This is a genomic window from Chitinophagales bacterium, from assembly GCA_020636535.1.
GTDB lineage: Bacteria > Bacteroidota > Bacteroidia > Chitinophagales > JADIYW01 > JADJSS01.
In genome coordinates this window covers 121607-144889 of sequence record JACJXT010000011.1, presented here as the reverse complement: position 1 = coordinate 144889, position 23283 = coordinate 121607, and the positions used below count along the sequence as shown (strand labels likewise).

Annotated in this window: 17 protein-coding genes and 1 tRNA gene; 5 read left to right on the top strand and 13 right to left on the bottom strand. The window is 30.8% G+C overall.

The window, feature by feature from the left end; genetic code table 11:
* Positions 1-17 precede the first annotated feature (17 nt).
* The 11 genes from H6553_01020 to H6553_00970 all read right to left on the bottom strand — a co-directional run bounded on the left by H6553_01020 (position 18) and on the right by H6553_00970 (position 13752).
* Entirely contained in the window at positions 18-4754 is a 4737-nt protein-coding gene (locus tag H6553_01020) for a S8 family peptidase (GenBank protein ID MCB9032398.1), read from the bottom strand.
* A 167-nt stretch (positions 4755-4921) separates the two neighbouring features.
* Positions 4922-4995 (bottom strand) — tRNA-Ile (locus H6553_01015).
* 81 nt (positions 4996-5076) lie between these two features.
* The gene (locus H6553_01010) at positions 5077-6066 is read right to left on the bottom strand and encodes a M28 family peptidase (protein ID MCB9032397.1); all 990 of its coding nucleotides are present in this window, start codon (positions 6064-6066) and stop codon (positions 5077-5079) included.
* Positions 6050-7543, bottom strand: a complete 1494-nt coding sequence (locus H6553_01005; protein MCB9032396.1) for a cysteine--tRNA ligase — start codon at positions 7541-7543, stop codon at positions 6050-6052. The genes H6553_01010 and H6553_01005 overlap by 17 nt, the downstream gene beginning before the upstream one ends.
* Before the next feature lie 194 nt (positions 7544-7737).
* A complete protein-coding gene (gene trmB, locus H6553_01000; protein ID MCB9032395.1) occupies positions 7738-8406 on the bottom strand; it encodes a tRNA (guanosine(46)-N7)-methyltransferase TrmB in 669 nt (222 codons plus the stop codon).
* A gap of 45 nt (positions 8407-8451) precedes the next feature.
* Positions 8452-8691 (bottom strand): hypothetical protein, encoded by a 240-nt coding sequence (locus H6553_00995; protein ID MCB9032394.1) that lies wholly within the window; start codon positions 8689-8691, stop codon positions 8452-8454.
* 334 nt (positions 8692-9025) lie between these two features.
* Positions 9026-9556 carry a hypothetical protein gene (locus H6553_00990; GenBank protein MCB9032393.1) on the bottom strand — a complete coding sequence of 177 codons (531 nt, stop codon included), beginning with the start codon at positions 9554-9556 and terminating at the stop codon, positions 9026-9028.
* 75 nt (positions 9557-9631) lie between these two features.
* Positions 9632-10501: an NAD kinase gene (locus tag H6553_00985; protein MCB9032392.1), complete on the bottom strand. Its 870-nt coding sequence runs from the start codon at positions 10499-10501 to the stop codon at positions 9632-9634.
* Positions 10498-11886: a BamA/TamA family outer membrane protein gene (locus H6553_00980; GenBank protein ID MCB9032391.1), complete on the bottom strand. Its 1389-nt coding sequence runs from the start codon at positions 11884-11886 to the stop codon at positions 10498-10500. Before H6553_00980 ends, H6553_00985 begins: the two co-directional genes overlap by 4 nt.
* A 131-nt stretch (positions 11887-12017) precedes the next feature.
* The gene (locus tag H6553_00975; GenBank protein ID MCB9032390.1) at positions 12018-13196 is read right to left on the bottom strand and encodes a cytochrome-c peroxidase; all 1179 of its coding nucleotides are present in this window, start codon (positions 13194-13196) and stop codon (positions 12018-12020) included.
* 67 nt (positions 13197-13263) lie between these two features.
* Positions 13264-13752 carry a hypothetical protein gene (locus tag H6553_00970; protein ID MCB9032389.1) on the bottom strand — a complete coding sequence of 163 codons (489 nt, stop codon included), beginning with the start codon at positions 13750-13752 and terminating at the stop codon, positions 13264-13266.
* A gap of 251 nt (positions 13753-14003) precedes the next feature.
* Between H6553_00970 and H6553_00965 the strand changes: the two genes are divergently transcribed.
* From H6553_00965 to H6553_00950, 4 genes are all read left to right on the top strand, one after another.
* Positions 14004-14426 (top strand): hypothetical protein, encoded by a 423-nt coding sequence (locus H6553_00965; protein MCB9032388.1) that lies wholly within the window; start codon positions 14004-14006, stop codon positions 14424-14426.
* A 274-nt stretch (positions 14427-14700) separates the two neighbouring features.
* The gene (locus H6553_00960; protein ID MCB9032387.1) at positions 14701-15780 is read left to right on the top strand and encodes an AAA family ATPase; all 1080 of its coding nucleotides are present in this window, start codon (positions 14701-14703) and stop codon (positions 15778-15780) included.
* An 11-nt stretch (positions 15781-15791) separates the two neighbouring features.
* Positions 15792-17264 (top strand): RtcB family protein, encoded by a 1473-nt coding sequence (locus tag H6553_00955; GenBank protein ID MCB9032386.1) that lies wholly within the window; start codon positions 15792-15794, stop codon positions 17262-17264.
* 304 nt (positions 17265-17568) lie between these two features.
* Positions 17569-19137 carry a peptidase C1 gene (locus tag H6553_00950; GenBank protein MCB9032385.1) on the top strand — a complete coding sequence of 523 codons (1569 nt, stop codon included), beginning with the start codon at positions 17569-17571 and terminating at the stop codon, positions 19135-19137.
* 9 nt (positions 19138-19146) lie between these two features.
* On the opposite strand, the gene H6553_00945 is transcribed toward H6553_00950, so the two are convergent.
* Positions 19147-19758, bottom strand: coding sequence for a TetR/AcrR family transcriptional regulator (locus tag H6553_00945; protein ID MCB9032384.1), 612 nt, complete (start codon positions 19756-19758; stop codon positions 19147-19149).
* A 113-nt stretch (positions 19759-19871) separates the two neighbouring features.
* Between H6553_00945 and H6553_00940 the strand changes: the two genes are divergently transcribed.
* Positions 19872-20969: an alkane 1-monooxygenase gene (locus H6553_00940; protein ID MCB9032383.1), complete on the top strand. Its 1098-nt coding sequence runs from the start codon at positions 19872-19874 to the stop codon at positions 20967-20969.
* A gap of 7 nt (positions 20970-20976) precedes the next feature.
* Here the strand turns inward: H6553_00940 and recQ are convergent, their stop codons facing one another.
* Positions 20977-23199, bottom strand: a complete 2223-nt coding sequence (recQ, locus tag H6553_00935; GenBank protein ID MCB9032382.1) for a DNA helicase RecQ — start codon at positions 23197-23199, stop codon at positions 20977-20979.
* Positions 23200-23283: the final 84 nt, after the last annotated feature.

Sequence of the window (23283 nt, the reverse complement as noted above, 5' to 3'; positions counted from 1 at the left end):
CTATTCAAATTTTACTATTAAAAACTTCTTTTAATTACTTTAAGCATTTCTGTTGGTGTTTTAATAAAGTATATACCATCAGTTAACCAACTTAAATCTGCTTGACAATTATTGTTGTTGTAATTTATGTTTACTGAACTAGTAACTTCTTGCCCTAAACTAGAAAATATTTGAATTTTTTGATTATTTAATCCAGCAATATAAACTATATCGTTTGTTGGATTTGGATAAACGGCAATAATGCTATTGTTGTTTTCAACTACTACATATTGAATATCTGAATAAGTAAATGAGCCATCAACATCTACTTGTTTTAGTCTATAATAATTATAACCATTTGTTAGTTGACTATCAAAAGTTGTATACGAACTTATTTCAGATGAATTGCCTTGTCCGTTTACTGTTGTTAATGATGTCCAATGTTGTGCATCGGTAGATTCTTCAACAATAAAATAGTCGTTATTAATTTCAGTGGCAGTACTCCAATCAATTTCTACTTGATGATTGTCTACTAGTACAACATTAAAAGCAAGTAGTTCTATAGGTAGTACCGCAATATGTTCACCTAACTGAAAATCGCTAAAAGAACTTACATTGGTAATTTCAACACTGTTTGCTGTTTTTGTTCCAATAGAAGGATAAGTCCATGTTCCTGCATCGTATTTAGCACATTCTAAAAAATTCCAATCAACACTAGTATCTATATCAGATGAAAGAAAATTAAACGATGCATTGTAGTTATCAAAAACAATTCCATTATTGCTTAATGTCCAATTTCTGTTTACGCTTCTTGTTGCATCTAACACAGAACTATCTATTGCAGAATGATTTGATGCAATAGTAGATGCCGTTATTGTTCCTGCATTACTTACTGTATTAAACAACACACTTGCTGGTGTATAATGCGTTTCTGTAGCATCACCAACTTCAAAATTAGCACTTACATTACTGCCTGTTGAAATTGTTTTTTGTAGTTTTCCAAATATATGTCCTAAAGTACGATTAACAGTACTTCCTGTATTCATCACTACTCTGTTGTTTGATGTATTGATTACGCCTTTCAAAAGCGTGAGCACAGTATTAATATTTGCATTAACAGTTCCACTTAAATCAATTCCGTTTTTATTATTAATAATTAAATTATTAAATACAGTAGTATTATTTCCAATTATATTTTGATTAACATAACCATTAAAAGTAACACTTCCTGTGCCAGCAGTAAAATTACTATTGTTTTTCCAGTTGCCTTGAATAGCTATATCTAAATTATTTGCATTAAGCGTTCCACCATTTATATCAATATTATTAATAACATTTAAGTTATTACTAACTAGTCTAGCTGTTGGATTATTTGTAGTATTAACAACTAAGTTATAAATTGGATTAATCGTATTTATTTTTATATTTTGATTGATTGGCGTTGATGCATCACCAATTTGAAGTGTGCCACCAGAAATAGTAGCATTATCTGATTTATTCCAATAGTCTGATGCATTTGAAGATGCTTTTCTAATGATAATAGTACCACCAGTCATTGTAAAAGGCACATTCGGATTAATTTCAAAAGGAGCTCTACTTGTACTAGTAGATCCAACAGCATTAACAATAACAGTACCACCATATTGCTTATAAGTACTCGATGAAATATCACTATATGGACGCAAGCATCCTGCAATTTTTAGTGTGCCATCTTCTATAGTAAGCACACCACCATTCCACTGAATTATACTATTATTAGAATTTGTACCAACATTTATAGTACCAGCAGTAAGTGTAATTCTTCCAGCATTATACCAATTATCGCTACCTAAATTTACATTTATAGTACCACCATTGTTCCAAACTCCTTCATCAGCAACTAAATCAGCACCACCATTATTGGTAAATGGAAAAATGGTAGAAGTACTTGATAGTTTGAATGTACCACTTTCTATTATTAATGGATTGGTAGTTGCATTTAATGTAATTAAAGCGGTGGCTTCTAAAATATTATTTACATTGTTTTTTGATACTTTCAGAACATAAAAATTGCTTGTAGCATTTCCACTAATTTCTTGATAGTTGGATGTAGATGCAAAATCAACAGTATCGATACCAGCATTAAATGTGCCATTGTTTATCCAATCGCCATAAACAGACAAAGCATATTTGTTTGTGTTACTCATAGATAAAGAAGCACCTGTATCGATAGTAATATTGCCACAAACAGCACCTATATTATCAATAAACGGTTGATTGCTTGGTGCAGCAGGAATAATTACATTATCTGTTGAAGTAGGAACAGTACTCGTTGCCCAATTACTTGGATCAAACCAATCAGTAGAAACAGTGCCTGTCCAATTTATGCCAACGCAATTTAAATCGCCAGGCGTTTTTACAATAGCATAAGTTCTTCTTCCTTCGTATGTACCAGTAATTGCACTTATAGCGTAATACTCATTATTAACTGTACTTTGACCTGTTAGTATTGCAGAAGTACCATAATAGCTGATATTACTAGTAACTTCTTCCATATACCTTGCACCTAGTTTATATATTTTATATGCTGTAGCTCCATTAACTGCACTCCAACGAAAGGTAACTGTATCATTACAAACCTTAGTAATTCTAAAATTATCTACTGACTTTCCTATATAATTAATATCACTCTCGGAAATCAAACTGCCTCTTTTTATTCTGAATTTTATAGTTTGAATACCACTTACTGTAGGTGCTACCCAAGCATAACTTCTAGTCAGTGAATCAATATTCAATGCTGCTGTTGTCCAACTACCACCATTTAACTGATACTCTATAGAAAAAGGATCATCATTACCATAACTATCCCATTTTAACTGATAAGTTTCATTACTTACTAAGCGTTCATTTTTTAGTGGAAACATAAACTGTAGCTCATCATGAAGAAATTCGTAGCTAAGAAAATAAGTTTGTGGACCAGAAGGCACATTAAATCCATTGACTTCTATTGTCCAATTTCCAGCAACAGGATTATCTACTGTAACTTGTTCTATGGTGTTTAAATTATCAACTCCACGAACTGCAGGTGTATTTAGTTTTGTATCTGAAGATGGTAAACTAACATCAAGTACCCAAGGATTATATGCTGTACTACTAGGATCTTTTACTACTAAATTTAAATCGTTTACAATAGCTGGATTTGCATTAAGTGCAGCAGGAACATCTGGCCAAACAATCATTACTCTTAATTGTTTGGTATTGTTTGGTACACTAATAGTATGTGAATTGGTATTGCTATTTGCTACACTTGCATTTAAAAACTGATAATTAGTCATTACGCTATATGCTCTTCGCACATTAATGCGTCCGTAACCCGTTTTAAAATCTGGTCCTAGATTGTCTATATCGTCAGCAGTATTAAAAACAATAGCTCGTAGTAGTGATGATGCTGGTTCAATTCCACCATTTTGAGATTTATATGCTTGTGTAAGCATAGCAAAGATTCCAGCAGCTTTAGGTGCCGCAAAAGAAGTTCCTCCACCACCTTCTATTACCACTTGTGGTGCAATTCTACCATCGTACATTGGTCCTTTAGAACTAAACGCTGGTTGTATATCGCTAGACAATAATGAGCCAATCGCCAACATATTTTTGCTCATTTTGGCTGCACCAGTTATGTTTCCCCAGTTGGCTATATCGTATGGAGCATAACCAGTAGCAGTACCATCATTACCAGCAGAATAGAAAACAGCACATTGTGGAATAGAGGACAATAATATATCATGATTTCTTGCTTGTGAATTATATCCACCAGAAACACCATAACCATAAGAGTGATTGGTATATAACAAATTATGACTACTATATAATGCAGCATAATTGGTGCTTCCTGTAGTACTTAATATTGTAGCTCCCCAAGATTGATTGCGATTGGTAGGATCCCAGTTGCCTGCTCCACCTAAATTTTCCATTACACCAACTTTATGGTCGCTATAACCAGACCCAAGTTCTAAAGTGACTCTTCCTTTTGCATCAATTTCTGTATCTAAAGCTCCTCCTTCTCCAATAGCTATAACTACACCTTCACCGTTATAATTTAATCCGTTATATCCAGTATTTAAATAATTAGATCTGCCAGATGCATTTCTAAAATCAAGTCCTTCTAAAATAGGTTCTGGAGAAACTGCATCGATATATTGAATAAAAGGCAATGCTACTAATTCATTCAATCGATTTGGTAGAATACTAATATTTATTTGAGTAGTTAATGTATCAAATAAAAGTACTTCTATGTTTTTTTCTTTTAGTGTTTGTAAGATGTCATTGAAATTTAATCCTACATAATAATTCAATATAAGTTGTGCTTTGCCATTTTGAATAGCATGTTTTGGAATTCCTTTTGAGAAGATAGACTGTTCTAATTTAAAACGACTATCAATAGGTATAATTGCTCTTATTTGATTTTCTATTTGTTGTAGATTAAAGTTTTCATCTATAATAGCAAAATAGGCATTGCCAGGTAAGTAATCTGTTAATTTAAGTCCTTGTAATTCCCATTCTTTTTTTTGTGTAGTAGATGGAATATTATAGAATTGTAATAGTTTAAAGTATTTGGACTGAAATGATTTTTCTAATTTCTTATTAATGATAGCATCTTCCTTTTCTGTTGTATTAGGAATAAACACACCTGTAGTAATACCAATTTCATATTTATTAGTCTGTGCTGTAGTACAAAAAACAAATAAGAAAATTAGTAATAAAACAGCCAGTAGTCGTTTGTTCTTGTTTATTACCATTTTAGATACACTATAGTAAACACCAAATCAATTAATTAAGTTTATTACTCTGAAATAAATTCGATACAAAGATACATCAAATAATACAAAAAAGATTTAATTATATAGCCCTTAGCTTATTGGACAATTATATTATAAAAAAGCACCTATTAAATAGGTGCTTTTTGTGGTCCCACATGGGCTCGAACCATGGACCCCCTGATTATGAGTCAGGTGCTCTAACCAGCTGAGCTATAGGACCTGAACTTAACGCTCTAATGGTTGGCAAAAATACAATATTATTTCTATTTGAAAAATCTTCTTGTATTAAATTATCTATTACTTAAAATTCATACACACTGTACAAAACTGTTTCTCCAACTGCTTGTAGTGTTGCTGTACTAATAATATCTATATTATCGGTTTGTTTGTGCCAATGTGAAGCAAAACCACTTTCGGTTGCTGTAGTTCTATTGATTATATCTATTGTTGGTATTCCTGCTAGTGTATTTATATAATAATGGTCGTCTGTTATTGCTGCACTTTGTTGTTTTAGAAAATAGTTGCTATATCCTAGTAGCGTTGCATTGTGCCATACTTGTTTTAAAAAACTTGGTGCGTATTGCATAGAAATACCTTCGTATGGAAAAGTTGCTCCTTTTGCTCCAACCATATCTAACAAAATACCTGCTTCTGCTTGGTAATTTGCATTGTGTGGATTTTTACACCAATACTGTGTACCTAAGCAATAATCATCTTCTACATTTGGATTATAATTGTATTGTGGTTGACCATAATCTTCTACATCAAAGAAAATAATATCAACACCTATTTCTGGATTTTTTGCTTGTAGTTGTCTAGCAATTTCTAGTAAAATGGCTACACCACTAGCACCATCATCTGCACCATCGTTATGTTGTTGTTGTATGGCTTTGTCTTCTTCTTGATCCATAAAAGGTCGAGTGTCCCAATGAGCACATAATAAAATTCTTCGTTCTACATTTGGATTATAGCTACCAATAATATTGTAGCACGGTACTGTTTGTCCGTTATAGACTATTAAATTGGCTTGTTGAATGATAGTTGTTGCTCCATAGCTTTGCAATTTCTCTTTTAAGTATAAAGCACATTTTGCTTGAGCTGGTGTGTTAGGAATTCTTGCACCAAAGGTAACTTGTTCTTGTATAAAACGATAGCACGAATCGGCAGAAAAATTTGGTCGTTCTACTGTTGTTGCTGTTTGCTCTGCTTCAGTTTGTTTTGGCTTTAATTTGCAAGACAAAATAAATATAGAATAAATTAATATAATTATAATTTTACGATTTAATTTCATAGGAAGTTCCTTCTTTTCCATCTTTTAATTCAATGTTTGCACTTTTTAATGCATCTCTAATTTTATCGCTGGTTGCCCAATCTTTAGTAGTTCTTGCAGTATTTCTAATGTCTATTACTAAGTCCATTACTTTATCTAATGCCTCATTGTTTTGACTGTTGGATTCTGCTTGTAATCCTAATACATCAAATAAAAATTCTGGATATATTTTTTGTAATAAATTATAAGTATCAACAGAAATATTGTTGGCTAATTTTCCATTGTTGTAGTATGTATTAATATGCGTAGCCAAGTTTAATAAATTAGCTACTGTTTTTGCTGTATTAAAATCATCGTCCATATTGGTTTTACAACTTAAACATAGTTGATGAATTGCTTCGTCTATATCTACTGCTGGTTTTAACTCGCCTTCTTGTTTAATTTCTTGTAAGAACTGTGCTGCATTTAATAGCTTTCTTAAATTCTTTTCGGCATCTTGCAGTGCTTTAATGCTAATGTCTAACTCGCTAGAATAATGTGATTGTAGAAACAACAAACGGATAGTCATTGGTGAATAGCCTTTATCTAATAAATGATGATTGCCTTCTATCATTTCTAAAGGTAAAATAGAGTTGCCTAAAGACTTACTCATTTTTTGTCCGTTGAAGTTAAGCATATTGCTATGCATCCAATATTTAACTGGTTGTGTACCACAAGCACCTACATTTTGAGCAATTTCGCATTCGTGATGTGGAAATTTTAAGTCCATTCCTCCACCATGAATATCAAATTGTTTACCTAGATATTTGGTACTCATTACAGAACATTCTAAATGCCAACCAGGAAAGCCATCGCCCCAAGGAGAATTCCATCGCATAATATGTTCGTCTGATGCCTTTTTCCAAAGTGCAAAATCGATGCTGTTTTTCTTTTCTTCTTGTCCGTCTAAATCTCTATACCCTTCTTCTGCTTCGTCTATATTTCTACCAGACAGTATACCATACTTGTATTTTTCGTTGTATTTTTTTACATCGAAGTAAACTGAGCCATTAACTTCGTAAGCAAAACCATTATTGATTAATTGCTTTGCCATATCAATTTGTTCTACAATATGACCTGTTGCTGTTGGCTCGATGGTTGGCTCTTTCATATTGAACAATCTACATACATCATGAAAACTGAGTGTATATTTTTGAACAATTTCCATTGGTTCTAACTGTTCTAATTTAGCTTGAGCTTCCATTCTGTTAACACCTTCGCCTGCTTCATTAGTAAGATGTCCTGCATCGGTGATATTTCTAACATACCTTACTTTATAGCCAAGATATTTTAGATAGCGATATACGACATCGAATGCTATAAATGTTCTTACATTGCCTAAGTGCAAGTAATTATATACTGTTGGTCCGCAAACATACAATCCAACAAATGGTGGATGTAATGGTTCGAAAATTTCTTTTTGTCTGGTAAGTGTGTTATATATATGTAGCGTTGACATGGAACAAAAGTAATATTTAGTATTGAGTATATAGTAGTGAGTAGTGATATTTTTTTAGCAGACTTTTTGCATAAGGGATAGAACGGAAAGCCCACAGCGAAGTTGTAAACGAGCGAGGACTTGTAGTGATAGCCCGACCGAAGGTTATGCCATAAAGAAACATCAAGTGATAACACTTGATGTGGCGTGAAAAGTTAGTCAATAGTCATTGAGTTATTAGAAGTTTGTATTTGAAAGGCAATATATTTTATTGTTCTGCCGTCTTTGAGATGCATTTTTTCGTAGTGTGTTTGAATGTTGTATAGTTCTTCATTTTTATTCATGGCGTAAACATCTGGATAGTCTTTTAGTATTTTGCTCGGAACTGTTTGTAGCACTTCTTTGGTGTATTCGTATAGAATATCGCTATCGGTTTTTAGGTGAATAATGCCATCTTTTTTTAAGAACTGCTGATATACTTTTAGAAATTTTTTTGAGGTGAGTCGTTTTTTATGTTTTGATTTTTTTGGAAATGGATCGGCAAAGGTTATCCAAATTTCGTCAATTTCATCTTTCTCAAAATAATTGGTAAGTAAATCAATTTGGTCTCTGATGAATGCTACATTTTGTATTTTTTCGTCTTCTGCTTTTCTTGCTGCTGTATAAATTCTATTGCCTTTAATATCGACTCCAATAAAGTTTTTATTAGGAAATAGTTGAGCCATTGCTAAAGCATAATCGCCTTTTCCACAAGCCAATTCTACTACAATTGGATTGTTGTTTTTGAAAAAATTGGTTTGCCATGCATTTTTGTAATGTGGATTTTTATCGAGCACATGATGCATTTCATTAATTGCAGCGTATTTGAATAGTTTGTTTTTCACTAAAAAAATTTGCTACAAAAGTAATATTTTGTTGTTGATTAGCAATTATACCTTGTGAATTGCCTCTGCTGTTGTTGTATATTTTAATATGTTTTGTATTGTTTTTTCGTTAGGTTTTCCTTCTAATTTAGAAGCTTTTATTTGATTGAAAACTTTTTGAAACGCATTAAATTCTGCTTGTAATGCTTTGTTGTTTGTTAGTGCTTCTTGCAATAAACTGTTCTCTTTATCAGTAATTTCGTTGTATAGTTTTTTGGTAAAGAGTAGTGTAAAATCTAATTCCATATAATTGTTTTATTACTGTAACGAAGAACGAATTAATTTATTGTGTAATGTGTGATTTTTTTATGAAGAAATCTTAGTTTTTAATTTCAAAATGTTACCTTTTTCTTTTGTCTTGATACAAAAGAAACAAAAAATCAAGACTGCAATAAATTCTTAACGCTCGAACTGCTTAAAAAAGTTAAAAATCTTGAAACTCGCTCCGCTCAAACAGCAAGATTTTCTTTACACTTTTTTATTTGTTCTCTCTAAATTTATTGTAGGTCATTTTGAGTTACCTGCTCAACATTTTAAAAAAACGAATTATTTTATATAAACTTCGTAAAAGATTATATTATTAATTTCCACCTGTGCCTTTAAATTGATCGTCTTTAAATTTAAAGAGTACATTAAAAGTAGTTAGTGAACCATAAATTCTTGTAATGTATTGTTGTAATTCTACTTTTTCATCGTCTTGTAAGTTACTGGCGTTTATTTTTTGTTCCATTACTCTTAATCTATCTCTTACCATTACAATTTTATGAAAAAATGTTTCGATTGGAATTTCTTTAGCTTGTAGTGAATCATCTGCTGGTTGCATTACTAAATTTCCTTTTAACCATTTGTCTCCTATCTTTACATCTTCAATTGGTTCTGTTAATGGTGCAATTAATTTTTCTAAAGTAGAAGTAATGGTATCAAAACTAATTGAATTTTCATCTTTTTCTATGAGTTCTATTACGGTTAATCCATCAAAAGATTTACTGATTTCTTTTTCACTATCTCCATAAAAATATATGTTATAAGTATACTCATCACTGTCATCAATAATTACACCTTTTCCAAAACTTGGATGATTAATTTTTGTACCTATACTATATGCTTTCATAAACTATTTTTTTGCTAAAATATAAAACTATTTGAAATTGATAGTTACCTAATACTAATTGATATAAAATTTATACTATGAATTTCTACTGTCTTCGCCCCAACGCAATTTTTCTCTTAATGTTTTTAGATATGAATTTTCTGGTAATCGGATAAGTTTAAACGAAAAATCTGCTTTTTTAACAGCTATTTGCATATTGCTTGTTAGTGTTTGAAACCTTGAATCAATAGAACATAAAAAAGAATTGGCTCTTCCTTCTACTTCGAATGATAAAATATTATTGTCTGGAATAATTAATGGTCGAGCATTTAAATTATGTGGTGCAACTGGTGTTATTACAAATGTATTGACTGATGGAAATAAAATTGGTCCTCCACAACTTAAAGAATATGCTGTAGAGCCAGTTGGTGTTGCTACGATTAAACCATCTGCCCAATAAGAATTTAAAAATGCACCATTCAAATAAACATGTATTACAATCATCGATGCAGAATCTCTTTTGTGAATGGTAAATTCATTCAATCCGAAATTGAGTTCGCCAAAAATATTTTGGTCTGTAACTACAGAAAGCAGTGTTCTTTCTTCTGTAGTATAACTATTTTCTACTATTGATTGTACTAATTGCTTGATTTCTTCCTTGTGAATATCTGCCAAGAAACCCAATCGTCCCATATTAATTCCTGCAACTGGTATATTTTTATTTCTAATAAATTGAATGGTATCGAGTATTGTTCCATCGCCACCTAAAGCAATGAGTAAATCTAGCGAGCCAATGTCTTTATATCCATTAAAAGCCCAATAAGATTTATATTTTTTAGGAATTTGTTGTTGGTATTTGCTATAAAAAACAGCATCTATTTTATGTTTTTCAAGTTCATTAACCAAGTGTTCCAAATAGCTTTGGTGTTCTGGTTTAAAAACTCTGCCATAAATTCCAACGGTCATAATGCTTGTATGAAATGTAAATATAATCTATTTTCAAGATTTCGGTTAAAGCTGTACTCAAATCGCACTACAGAGAAGTTGAAAGTAATTAAATCAATTCCTGCACCAAATCCAAAAATCCATTTGTTTTTTAGTTGATTGGTTGCTTCGAATTGATTGTCCCAAACATATGCAGCATCAAAGTATGTTTTTATTACTAAGTTAATAGGCAAATAAGCCATTGCTTTATTAATAATGGCCTTGTTTTTAAATTTTTTGGCATTGATAAATTTAAAATCGACTGCTTTAAATCGTTGTTCGGTTTTAAATAACAAGTAATGCTGACCATCGAGTACATTTAACTCATAACCTCGTACCAAATTATCGCCATAACCTAATGATTTTACTGATTGTAAGTTGTACGGTTGTTTATCTTTAAAGGAAATTAAAAACTTTCCGTAATTGGCAACACTAAACCTTTTGTGTTTTTCCCATTCATTGTATTTACTCAGTCGAAAATAGATGTTGGTCATTTTAACATCTTTCATAAAACCCAAACCATAGTTTTGAATGCCAAATTGTAATAACCAACCATCTGTTGGATATGCTTTTACATTTCTATGGTCTGCTACAAAGTTGTATGCAATTTTAAAGTAATGCTGATTATTCTTATCATTAATAAAATAATTTGGATTAGCATGAATTACAGAATCTGATACTTTGGTATAACCATAACCTGCAGTTAAAATATGATTGGTGTATTTATCTTGATTGAAAAATATTGATGGTTCGAATTTAATATTGGTATTGTGAAAAGTTTTAGAGATGGTAAGATATTGTAGTTCATCGTTGCGAGTAGTATAAGCAGTTCTTCTACTACGCATCATCATAAAATCGGTCATTAAGCCAAGCTTAGGTTTATTTTTAAAATATGGTAAGAAGTAAGTAAAATCTAGCATTTGAGCAAAACCATAACTAAAAGCAACTGTTACAAAATCATTTCGTCCAGAAGTATTGCTCCAGTTTACACGCAAACCATATTGCAATCGTCCGAAGTCGTGATTGTATAATTTCCACCACTCATTGACATTTCTATCTGCAAATTTTATGATTGGAACAGGAATAGCTGTCCACTTTTTATCATATGCTTTAATGACTAAATCTAAACTATCGTTTTCCCAATTTTTGATGTTAAAATTTACATCTTTAAATAGTTTAAAATTATATATTTCTAGTCTGTTTGATAAAATAGTAGAATCTAAATCTTTAGCTAAAACTTTATCACCTTCTTTTAAAGACATTTTATTTAGGATAATATAGTCTTTAGTTCTTTTATTTTCTTCTACGCTAATATTTCTAATGGTAATATAATTGCTTGAGTCTGTTTGTGCAAACAAATTATACATTGTAATAAACAAAAATATTAGTAGTAGTCCTCTCACAGTACAAAGAAAACAGATTTTATATAGATATTATTGTTAATTTGTAAACAAAGTGTACATTTTAGTAGATACAATATTGTAACTACTAGACTTTTTTAATTTACAAATGGATCTGACCACTTTTTGTTGGTATAAATATCTTTTCCAGAAAGTGTTTTCATAAAAGCCGTTACCGCATCTCTTTCTGCTTGTGTTAATGCTAAATTTTGTGGCATTCCATTTGGCATTAATCTACTATCTATGTTGCTATTTATACTTTCTATTTGATTGTAATGATCTAAAACTAAATTAAAATTGACTAAACCAGTATGCATTAAAGGTGCATTAAGTAATCCATTAGTATTAAAAATATCTCTTAAACTTGGAGATCTTACTATGCTTAAGTCTTGAGCATTTCCTTCAATCATGCTAATTAAACCATTGTTTTTTGAGTTAGGCACAATATCAAACTCTGGTGCGTTATGACATTCATTACAACCTAAACCACCACCAATTCTAATACCATTGGCATCAAAAACTGGTACTGTTAAAAACAAATGCTTCCCTTGATTTTCTAATGGTGTAAAATTTGGAAATGGTTCTAAATCAGTACTTACTTGATTTCTTCCCATATCATACTTTGCATCAAACGACTGAATACTTCTTACAAACTGAGCCAATGCGTTTTGCATTCTTGGTTCTGTAACTGTAGTATCTCCATAAACCATTTTAAACAAAACTTTATAGTATGGTAGCTGTGCTAATTTTACTAGCAAATCATTAAAAGATGGATCGCCATTAACACCACTAAAACCCATTTCGTTATGAGATTTAGTTGGAAATGTTGCTTGATTTTCAGCAGAAAAAGCTCTTTCATCCCAAAAGAAATGAAAATCTGCTCCAAAACTTGCATTTACAATACGCATAGAGTGTCTTGGTGTTGTACCATTAGCACCATTTGATTGCACCAAAGTATCACCAAACGCTGCTGATTGTATATGACATGAAGCACAAGAAACTGTATTGTTTGATGATAAGTTTTTATCGTAAAATAATACTCTACCTAAAGTAGCACCAAAATCATTAATGTTATTGCCATTAAAAGTGTTGTTCTTTGCTATATAACTTGGCACTGTTTGATTGGCATAATTATCGAATTTATTTAAGCTGATATTTGAGCCAAAGTACGACTGAATTAATTGGTCTTCGTCAGTCATCGTATTTTCTTCTTTTTGACAAGCACTTGCTACAAGCGACATCAAGAAAACTAAAATTAAACTGTATTTATTTACCATACAATATGTGTTTTTTTAAAAGACTCATCAAATATAATTTAGTTGCAAAGTCATTATCATCATAACATTATTTAAACCAATATGCTAGTGCCAATACTTGAGCAATAACACCTACAAAAATGCCTAAGGATATTTGTCTTGGTGTATGTGCTTTTAAAAATAGTCTAGAAGTAGCTACTAATCCTACTGCTATTATGGCTATTGGCAACCACCAATTTATTGTAGGATTGGTGTACAATACTAACATCGTGACATAAATTAATAAACCAGCTATGGCAATCATATGCAAACTAATTTTGGTAAACACATTAATTACAAAAGCCAGTAAAATACTTATCACAGTTCCTAGCATAAACCAAGTAAAAATCATTGGATAACCAGATTTTTTGATGGCTAAAAATCCCCATACATAAAAAACTATTGTTGCTATAAGTGGAATAATTCTTTCTTTATGTGTATCCATATTTAAGCTAGCAATTAAATCTAACTTTCGCATAATTAATATAGCAATAAATGGCATAAAAAAAGTATGATATGCTACTAGTATAATTACCATTTTTTTGCTGAATGCTGTAAATAAAAATGGAGACGCCAACATCAACAATAGAATAGCATATGTTGGTATTAGTAATGGATGAAATACAAGTGATGCTATGTTGGCTATTGTTTTAATGGATGCAAAGTAAATGTAAAAAAGTCGAGTTTTTCAATATTTTTGGTTAAATTAGTTCTATGCTTCAACGAATTGCTCTTTTTTTATTAGTGTGTATTTTATTTTCATCCTGTACTTTTATAAAACACAAGCAAATGAAAAATAATGGTCAGATAGATAAAGTTGAGTATAGATATGATGACAGTTCTATTCCACCAGAATATCATAGAAGCTATATAATAAGTGTTACTAGCAATAAAGCACAAATTGTAATTGATGTGTATGGTGATATTATTTTAGATACCAATTTTGTAATTGATACTAATCAGTTTACAACACTAGTGACAGCAGCTAAGCAACTTGAACGAGCAAAAAGCAGAATTAGAAAAAATGTTGATGGTGCAAGTTATAAAGGCATTCGCTTATACTATCAAGACGAAGTCATTTATAACTTATATTGGGATAAAGCTAAAAAAATGGAACCATATACTACTCAGTTTGCAGAACAAATACAAGCACTAATTCCTAATTTAAAAGAACTTTTAGACACACCTTATATTGAAGAACACTTTAATTAAAACGAATCTAAATAACAGAAAAATATATTTTTATTACTAAAAATGTTTTTTGTTTCAATATTTTAATTACCTTTGCACCGCAAAAAAAGCAAAAATGAAAACAAATCGACTGCATATTATAAATTACTTCAAGGATTCAAGTCCTATGGAAGTCATATGTCGACCTTTTAAATAGTATAGTATTATTTCAATATATATTAAAAGCTCGACAAAAAATGTCGGGCTTTTTTGTTTTCAAATTGTCCGAATTATTTCAAACTAAAAAAATTAAGTAATGAAAACTTTAAACAATATTAATAAAATAAATATTAAAAATATATTAAATAACAGATATTATTTAGATGCCAAACATATCTTCTTTGCTTTAAATAATACATTGCCACACTTGTATAATATTCATCCATTTGATTATGAAAAAGGATTTAAATTCTTTAACAACGAAGGAAGTCATTTAGTCGATAGTATTTACAAAAGCAATTATCTAGACAACAAAAATAAAAACAGCAAATATGAATTGGGTTATGCCATTATCATTTTAAAAGACAATACAGTTGTACATATTGGCTATAGTTTTTGTTCAATATATTCTAGTATAGAAAATGAAGCTAGTATTTTGCAATTGTCTAATCAACTTAAAAAATTTAAAAGAAGAGAAAGAAAAAAAGAGTTTGAAATTAGTTTAATAAACTTTGATGGCTATTTTTCTTTGGTAGATATAGATATTAAAAAAACTAAACTCAATATTGATTTGTATTATAACGATGATTTTATTGAAGTCCACAACATCATTAAAACTAGACTTAATACTAAAAACGACAAAGGGATTGTTTTGTTACACGGACTGCCAGGAACTGGAAAAACTACTTATTTAAGATACTTAATTGGTATTGTAAAGAAGAGAGTTTTGTTTGTTCCACCAAGTGTTGCAGCAAATATTACTAATCCAGAGTTTATTAGTTTACTGTTAGAATATCCAAATAGTCTATTAGTAATTGAAGATGCAGAAAATATAATTATGGATAGAACGACCAATGGAAATTCTGCTGTTTCTAACTTATTAAATATCTCTGATGGATTATTAGCCGATTGTCTAAATATACAAATTATATGTACATTTAATATGTCTATATCTAAAATTGATAGTGCATTAATGCGTAAAGGCAGACTAATTGCTAAGTATAATTTTGAAAAGTTGAGTATAGAAAAAGCACAACAATTAGCACAGCATTTAGATATAAACCTTAGCGTTAAAGAAGCAATGAGTTTGTCTGAGATATGTAACTATAATGAACGAGAATTTGAAGAGAAAAAAACAACCGTAGTTGGCTTTAAACAACAGCTAACAATGAATTAAAACTTACACAAATGAAAAAATTAAAAATAACAGGAGAAGATTTAAGAAAATTAAACTATCCAGAAGATAGAACCATAGCAATTACGCTTGAAGTAATTAACAAACACTACAAGCATAGTACTTTAAATGAAGTAGAAATATTACTACAAAACATACTGTTAAATCCAATGGAGTTTATAGAAAATGAACCTTTAAATAAAATTGCCAATGCACTTATCGAGTATAACATCAAGCAATTAAAAAAAGGCAACGACAATCATCTTACTATTTCAAAAACTTTGTTAGAAGACATGATTGGTACAAATGAAAATGAATACCTTTTAAATGAAACTGGAGTAGAGCTTACTACCTACGGACTTAATCATATTGAAGAAGGAGCTATTAAACAAATTAACACTGCTATTAAATTACCAGTTGCCATAGCTGGTGCATTAATGCCAGATGCTCATCAAGGTTATGGTTTGCCAATTGGTGGTGTGCTTGCTACCAATAATGCAGTTATTCCTTTTGGCGTTGGAGTAGATATTGGTTGTAGAATGTGTATGTCTATTTTTGATATTGACGCTCATAAATTAAAAGAAAAACAACAATATTTTGAAAATATATTGAAAGAGAATACATTGTTTGGTGCAGGTAGAGAGTTTACAAAACACAGTAATCATGAAGTATTAGACAGAAAAGAATTTGATGAAAATCCATTATTAAAATCTTTACAATTTAAAGCAACAAAACAATTAGGTAGCTCTGGTTCTGGTAATCATTTTGTAGAATTTGGTTGGATAGAAATTACAGAAGAAAATCAAAGCATTCTATTGCCAAAAGGAAAATACCTAGCACTGTTATCACATTCTGGATCTAGAGGTTTAGGTGCTACAGTAGCTAATCATTATACCAAATTGGCTATACAACAATGTAAATTGCCAAAAGAAGCAAAACATTTGGCTTGGTTAGATTTAAATACTGAAGCAGGTATGGAATATTGGATTGCTATGAATTTAGCTGGCGATTATGCTTCTGCTTGTCATCATACCATACATCAAAAAATTGAGAAAGCATTAAATGAAAAAGCAATAACCATTATTGAAAACCATCATAATTTTGCTTGGAAAGAAATGTATAAAGGACAGGAAGTAATTGTTCATAGAAAAGGAGCAACACCAGCAGGAAAAGGTGTACTTGGAATTATTCCTGGATCTATGACAGCACCAGGATTTATTGTAAGTGGAAAAGGAAATGAGCAAGCAATTAATTCTGCATCTCATGGAGCAGGAAGAAAAATGTCTAGAACTAAAGCTAAAGAAAGTATTACACACAACGATTTAAAAAAATTACTTAAAGACAATGGAGTAACTTTAATTGGTGGTGGATTAGATGAAGCACCTCAAGCATATAAAGACATTGAAAAAGTAATGAAACACCAAACCGATTTAGTTGATATACTTGCCAAATTCTATCCTAAAATTGTAATTATGGATAAAAATTAATTATATGTTTATGGAAAAGAAAAGACAATGTAGTCAAAAGTGACACATAAAACAATTATTGTTCTAGTTAATATTTACAACAGTTTTGAATAATATCATTGAAAGTTAGTTTCAATGATATTATTTTATAGAACAAAAAATATGCAGAACACTCTAAGATTCAAAGTTTATATAATTATATAATTTAAAAAATACTAAATTTTTAAACGCTAAAATCCTTACTACAATAAGTCAAAATACTTTATACCAATATCAAAGGTCTTGCATCTAAATATCTTTTTTATATTTACATAAAAATTGAGTTATGCCAATAAGAATGGTCGATGATGAAAATCAAGGAAATGACTACAACCCAAATCAAGGCGGTGGTGGAAGTAATACTGGCGGTGGCGGAAATCTTGGTGGTGGAAAAGGTTGTGCCGCATTTTTACCTTTAATTATTTCGTTTGTATTAAAGAAACCTAAAATAGCTATTCCTTTATTGCTTATTGGTGGTGCAATCTATTTTTTTTCTAGTGGAATTATTGGTGGTGGTGGTAATAGTAGCGTAGAGAATTTATTGTCTACTGGTGCCGATTTAGATGTTACGCAATACGATAAGGCAAGTGTATATGCTGCTACTGAAGCAGGCACTAGTGGTGGACCAGCATTGCCAGAATTCGTAAGTTTAGAAAAATATGCTCCACAAAGATTAAATCAAGGTTCGCAAGGTTCTTGTGTTGGTTGGGGAAGCTCTTATGCAGCAAGAACAATTTTAGAATCTATTGCTTCTGGTCAAAATCCAGATGACATTGCATTCTCTCCATCTTTTGTCTATAATAATATCGGATTTAGAGATTGTCAAGGGTCTTATATCAATAAGGCATGCGATTTTATGCAAACTTATGGAGATGTTGCACTTAAGAACTTTAGTTACGATGAAAACTCTTGTAGCAGAAAACCAAGTACTGAGCTGTTACAACATGCACAAAATTTTAAAATAAGAGGAGCAGAAAGATTATCTGTTGATGGTGATGATTATGCTACCGATTTCTATGCTATCAAACAACATTTAGCGAATGGCTCACCTGTTATTTGTGGCATGTTGGTTGGCGGAACATTTATGTCAGAAATGTATGGTCAAAAACTATGGCAACCAAGCAACAGAGATTATGATATGCAAGGATTTGGAGGTCATTGTATGTGTATTATTGGTTATGATGATAGATTAGCTGGTGGTTCGTTCCAAATTATGAATAGCTGGGGACCAGAATGGGGCGACAATGGTATTGCTTGGGTGCGTTATGAAGACTTTATGCATTTTAATAAAGAAGCATATGCTTTATATCCACTGCCAAAAAAAGGATCTGCTGCTGCTACAAAATTTGCATGTGCTATAGGTTTGGTTAATAACAGTACAAAACAATATATTCCACTACAAAACAATGGCAATTTATTTACATCTCAACCTGTTGCTAAAGGAACTAAATTTAAAATAGAAGTTCAAAACACAGTAGAATGTTATACTTACATTTTTGGACAAGAAACCGACGGTAGTAGTTATGTTTTGTTTCCATATACAGCAAAGCATTCGCCATTTTGTGGCGTAACTGGTTATCGTTTGTTTCCAAAATCTCAATCTTTAATGGCTGATGATATTGGCAATAAAGATTTTATGGCAATTGTAGTAACTAAAGAGGCGATAGATTATAATCAACTGAATAGTGCAATTAACAAAGCGAATGGTGATTATAGAAGCAAAGTACAACAAGCATTAGGTAATGCACAAGTAAGCAATGTAGTATATCAAGCGAAAGACAATAGAATATTATTTCAAGCACAAACCAACGAAACTAAAGCAGTTGCTGTTGTTGTAGAAATAAATAAACAGTAGAAAATCAAGCTATAAACTTTGGTGCTGTTTAATAAAACCAAATGCTTTTAGTTTAAAGTAATTGTCGAACAATAATTGTAAACTCATTTTATTTTTCTTGAGATAATCCACATCAGAAATGGCATCAAAAAATAATCTGTCGGTAAGAACAAGTACTTTAGTATCAATATCGTTGAATAATTTGTTCGTCTTTCCTTCATTATAGTAGTTTTCTAACAATTCAGACAAATAATCAATCACTGCTTGTATATCTTTCCAAATTCTTGGATAATAGTTTCTAATATCTTCTAACAAAACTGTTGATATATCAGAAATATTTTGCGAAATCAAATCTATTGCATGATAATATCTATCAATGTATTTCAACGATTTATCTTTTAGTATTTTTTCTGCATCACTAATTTTTTGTAAGATGTTAATTGTAATCAGTTCCAACATTTCATCTTTCGATTTAAAATAATGATACAATGTTGCTTTACTTACACCAAGTTCTTTAGCAATAGTATCCATATTGTATTTGCTAATACCATGTTCTTTAAAAACACTCGCCAACTGATTTAAATACAAATCTTTTTTCTCGAAATTATTATTCCTTTTCTTGTTTACTGGTTTTCTTCCCACGCTATAAAGATTATGTAAAGTTTACAAAAAATACCAAAATTAAACTATTATTATAAAAATAGTTTGATTTTTTAAAATTATTGTATTACATTTATACTACAAAATGTTTTTTTATGAAATGGAGAACGCTTAAATTTTTTATTCCGATTGTTGTTTTACCAGCAATTTTAGTGGTTTCATTAAATGCAAATGGTTGGTGGACATTCTTTGCTGTTGCTTTTGGTTTTGTATTCATTCCAGCAGTAGAATTGTTTTTACCAGGAAATGAAGACAACCTTTCATTAGAAGAAGAAAAAGAAGAAAGAAATAATAAATTATATGACTATCTTATATATTTTACAGTTATAGTACAATTTGTTGGCTTGTTTTATTTTTTATACAGAGTTGGTTATACAGATTATACCACTTTAGAATTAATTGGCATGACTTGGTCTATGAGTATTGGTTGTGGTGTAATAGGTATAAATGTAGCACACGAATTAGGTCATCGTAGTAAAAAATACGAACAAAACATGTCTAAAGCATTATTGCTAACTTCTTTATACATGCATTTTTTTATAGAGCATAACAGAGGTCATCATAAAAATATTGCTACAAGATTTGATCCAGCAACTTCCAGAAAAAATGAAGTGATTTACTCGTTTTTTATTCGCTCTGTTGTAGGAGGTTGGTTGTCTGCTTGGAAACTAGAAGCACACCGATTAAAAAAATCGAATCAAGTTGTTATTTCTATACACAACGAAATGTTGGTATTTCAAATGATACAAGTATTATTTTGTACAATGATTGCCATAGTATTTGGTTGGAAAGCAATGCTAGCATTTATTGGAGCAGCAGTACTTGGTTTCTTGTTGTTAGAGACAGTAAATTATATAGAACACTATGGTTTGTTGCGGAAAGAAATCTCAGAAGGTAGATTCGAAAAAGTAAAACCACACCATTCTTGGAATACAAACAGAACGCTTGGTAGATTGTTTTTGTTTGAATTAACCAGACACAGCGATCATCACTACAATGCTAGTAGAAAATATCAAATACTCAGACATTTTGATAATGCACCACAAATGCCAAACGGTTATCCTGCAATGATGATTTGTGCTTTATTTCCTCCACTTTGGTTTTATATTATGAATCCAATTGTAGACCAACATAATAACAACATTAACGAAGATTACTCTACTACACTTGGCAGAAACTTTGCGAGTGCATAGTTAATAATTAATTTGCTAACTCGCTTAAAAACTTAATTCTTGTCAACTGAATTTCTTCTAATTCAATGTCTTCTTCTTTAAGTGTTTTGTAAGCAACATCAATATCGTCAGTGCTAGCACTCATAAAGTAGTCGTAAATTTCTTCTTGTATATCTTCGTCAACAACTTCATCAATGTAATAATTGATATTCACTTTTGTTCCAGTATGCACAATACTTTCAATTTCGGCAATTAGTTTGTCCATGTCCATATTGTAAGTATCAGCAATATCATCTAAAGACATTCGCTTGTCAATTGCTTTAATAATATTTATTTTGGTATTAGAGTTATTGTCTTTGCTTTTAATATTGTCAAACTCACTAACTCGGTCTATATTATTTTCTTCTATATATTTTTTAATAGCATTAATAAATGCTTTACCATATCGTTTGGCTTTACCTAAACTTACACCAGCAATATTTGATAATTCTTCTTCGGTAATAGGAAACAGTGTTGCCATTTCTTCTAAAGATGGATCTTGAAAAACAACATAAGTTGGTACTTTATGTTTCTTGGCTTCGGTTTTTCTTAAATCTTTTAAAAGACTTAATAAAACAGGTTCAAGTACACTTCCACTTTTTTGGTTTAGTTGTATTACTTCTGTGTCATCATCAGAATCATCAGTTTCAAACTTGTGATTTAAAACAACTTGTATGGCTTTTGGTTTTTCAATAAACTCGTGTGCTTTGTCTGTTAGCATTAAAATTCCAAAGCTTTCAATATCTTTTTTGATTAAATTTTCCAAAAGTGCTTTTTGAATAACAGAGTTCCAAAACAACATATTATTGTCTTTACCAACACCAAAACATTTTAATTTGTCTTGATTAAGCGTAGTAATGTCTGCCGATTTTCTACCAGTAAGTATATTTACCAAATTAGCAGTATTGGTATGTTCGTTGGTTTGTTTGATGGCATCTAACACCATTAACATTTCATTTTTTATATTTACGGCTTCTTTCGGATTGGCACAGTTGTCACACATTTTGTTGCATTCGTGTTCCATTTCTTCACCAAAATAATGTAGTACAAATCGTTTTCTACACTCAGCACTTTGCACATATGCTTCTACTTCAGTGAGTTGTTGAACTGCAATTTCTTTTTCAGTAACCGACTTTTCTTTATTGCTAAGAATGAATTTTTCAAACTTATGTATTTCTTTAGGCGAAAAGTAAGCAATACAATCGCCTTGCAAACCATCTCTACCAGCTCTACCAGTTTCTTGATAGTAGTTTTCTAGCGATTTTGGTACATCAAAATGAATTACAAATCGCACATCTGGTTTATCAATTCCCATACCAAAAGCAATAGTCGCTACAATTACTTGTACTTCTTCCATCAAAAAATGGTCTTGTCTTTCATTTCTTGTTTTAGCATCTAATCCAGCATGATAAGCAACAGCATTAATTCCATTTACAGAAAGTGTTTCTGCCAAATCTTCGGTATTGTTTCTACTTAAGCAATAAATGATACCACTTTTTCCGTTTTGCTTTTTTATAAACTTTATGATGTCTTTTATCGCATCTTGTTTGCTAGTTTTAGGTCGAATTTCGTAGTATAAATTATCTCTTAAAAATGAAGACAAAAACACTTTTGGCGTTTTCATTCCTAGCGTCTTGATAATATCGTGCTGTACTTTTGGCGTAGCAGTAGCAGTAAGTGCTACCACAGGAATTTTAGAGCCAATGTCTTCGAGCATTGCTTTTATTTTTCTGTACTCAGGTCTAAAATCGTGTCCCCATTCAGAAATACAATGAGCTTCATCAACAGCAACAAAAGAGATGTTAATGCTTTTTAAAAAAGCAATATTTTCTTCTTTTATTAATGATTCTGGAGCAACATATAATAGTTTAGTTACTTCATTGGTAACATCAGCTTTTACTTGTGCTATTTGTGTTTTGTTGAGTTGCGAATTTAAAAAATGTGCAATATTATCTTGGTTGCTATAACCTCTAACTAAATCCACTTGGTTTTTCATTAGTGCTATTAAAGGAGAAATTACGATAGCTGTTCCTTCAGAAATTATTGCTGGTAACTGGTAACATAATGATTTACCACCACCTGTTGGCATAATTACAAAAGTATCTTGTTGGTTTAAAATACTCTGTATTATTTGTTTTTGGTTGCCTTTAAACTTATCAAAGCCAAAGTATTGCTTCAAAGATTCTTCTAAATCTAAAATTTTTGTTGTCATTCCTTACGATATAATTGTAGTCTAGTATAAGCGTATAACTATATAAATATAATAATTATTTTTAAAGTTAGCTGTAAAAACTCA